The organism is Pedobacter sp. Leaf132, assembly GCF_920984695.1.
GTDB lineage: Bacteria > Bacteroidota > Bacteroidia > Sphingobacteriales > Sphingobacteriaceae > Pedobacter.
The window spans coordinates 1-1,305 of the sequence record NZ_CAKLBO010000023.1 but is presented as its reverse complement, the minus strand read 5'-3'; the positions used below and the strand labels follow the sequence as shown (position 1 = coordinate 1,305).

Here is a 1,305-nt window from a genome sequence, read left to right as displayed (position 1 = left end):
TGGAATTGCAATAGTACACTAGAGATTTTGTTTCGTCAGATATTTTTTTTTGAGATGCATTTATTTAGATTCCTCTGGATGCAATTTATGCGGCTTTTTTGCTGTTCCTCATCGTTTTTTCAAACTCTAAAGGAGTCAAATAACCTAATGAGGAATGGATTCTTTTCCTATTGTACCAAACTTCTATATACTCAAAGATCGCCAGGTATGCTTGCTTTTTAGTTTTGAAGGTTTTTTGATAAACCATCTCAGTCTTCATCGTTTTGAAGAAACTTTCTGCAACTGCATTATCCCAACAGTTTCCCTTTCGGCTCATACTCTGGATTATTGGTGATCCCACCAACTGCTGCCTAAACTCTGAACAGGCATACTGAACCCCCCGATCAGAGTGGAATATTAGCGTATCTCCAATTTTCCTATTGGCCCTTGCCATCTGGAATGCGCTGACCGTTGTGTTCTTGGCCTCCATATTATCGCTCAGGGCCCAGCCAATCACCTTTCTATCCGCAAGATCGATAACCGTTGTCAGGTAAACCCATCCGGCCCCAGTACGGATATAGGTAAGGTCCGAGACCCATTTTTCTCCTGGTCTTGAAGCCGAAAAATCTCTGTTAAGAACGTTTTCTGCTACGGGGTGCACATGATCTGAGTCCGTCGTACTTGTCCATTTCTTGCGTATAACACTCTGTATACCCGCTTTGCGCATTATCCTGGCTACCCTGGGCCTTGAAGCGTGAATGCCTTTCTCAGCGAGCTTGGCAGCAATCCTCGGACTCCCGTAGACTTTCTTGCTGGCATGGTGCAACTCACAGATCTCCTCCAGCAACGAGTCGCTTTCAGCCTCACGTTTACTCTTGGGGTGCTTTAGCCAATAATACAAACTACTGCTGCTAACCTGAAATACCCTACACATCATTTCAACTGGAAATATTCTTCGGTGCTCTCTTATAAATCCGAATATCTCCCGTCTCCCTTGGAAAAGATGCCGACCGCCTTTTTTAAAATATCGCGTTCCATTTGGGCATCTTTTAGCTCTTTTCGCAGCTTTTTTATCATTTTCTGGTCTTCAGTCAATCCGGCTACTACTTGACTGGAATCTGATTCCCGTTGTCTCCATTTACTCAAGAGAGTCTGGCTAACGCCTAACTCATCAGCTACCTCTTTTACAGATCCTTTTGTGTAAGAAAGCTCTACTGCCATCTTCCTGAAGGATTCATCAAACATTCGTCTGCTCATATAATCAAATTTAAAAGTTTCTTTCTAAATCTGACGACTAAATTCCTCCAGTCAAATGTAGCAACTCCA

Annotated in this window: 2 protein-coding genes; both read right to left on the bottom strand. The window is 43.0% G+C overall.

The features are described from left to right. Window positions 1–85: 85 nt before the first annotated feature. Complete coding sequence (locus LUA86_RS19185) at window positions 86–961, bottom strand: IS3 family transposase (RefSeq protein ID WP_231465803.1); 876 nt, start codon at window positions 959–961, stop codon at window positions 86–88. Continuing rightward, entirely contained in the window at window positions 946–1,236 is a 291-nt protein-coding gene (locus LUA86_RS19180; RefSeq protein ID WP_231465802.1) for a transposase, read from the bottom strand. Before LUA86_RS19180 ends, LUA86_RS19185 begins: the two co-directional genes overlap by 16 nt. Window positions 1,237–1,305 lie beyond the last annotated feature (69 nt).

What these genes read in the sequence shown, in the direction of transcription:
- LUA86_RS19180 (WP_231465802.1), bottom strand. Translation starts at nt 1,236, where the DNA reads ATGAGCAGACGAATGTTTGATGAATCCTTCAGGAAGATGGCAGTAGAG.